General features: G+C 60.0%; 1 pseudogene. It reads left to right on the top strand.

Going from position 1 to position 665, the window contains the following annotated elements:
• Positions 1–665, top strand: a pseudogene (locus tag JN414_RS16420) (hypothetical protein); the annotation flags it as partial.

Raw genomic sequence — 665 nt, 5'->3', positions numbered from 1 at the left:
GCAGGCAGACGGGAAGACGCCGGCCGATACAGCCATCGTCACAGCGTTTGCAACTGCACCCACGCCGCTGGTGAATTTCCCCTATGCGGCTCCGGGTTACTACCTGGCCACCGGGCTGCCGAACAACACGCTGGGAATGTACCAGCTCAACGGCAATCTGTTTTCTGGTCCGGGTGTCGGAACCCCTGAAACCGGGGCCGGCCTGTTCAACGCGACCTACACCAACCCGTGGAATGTCACGACAAACCTCAAATGGGAGTTTGATCCGGCGGCACTGCCGCAGAAGAACAACGTGACCAGCCAGGCAGTCTCGCTGGAATGCAGGCCGAACCGGGCCAATCCGCTGAATCCCAACCCTAATCGCAACTGGGTGGCGTGCATCTATCGCGGCATGGACAGTGGGACGGGCGGAGGCCCTGGCACGTCGATCAGTTCCGAGATCGACAACGATGTACTGAACCTGAGCAGCAACTCCGCCACCGATTACGAGATCGATGTCAATTTTAACGGCAAGGTTCTGGACGGGGGCTGGTCACGCGGCATCTTCCTGACGGGCGGCGGTGCGACCGGAAATAATACCAATTCCGTCGCGCTCGACATCATGCATGTTGCCTATGACAAGTCCTGGCTGCCCTGGACCACCGGGATCTCGATCCGGCAGACCA

The organism is Gluconobacter sp. Gdi (assembly GCF_014132155.1).
Classification (GTDB): Bacteria; Pseudomonadota; Alphaproteobacteria; order Acetobacterales; family Acetobacteraceae; genus Gluconobacter.
Note: the sequence above shows the minus strand (reverse complement) of the source record. Positions and strands in the feature narration are given on the sequence as shown.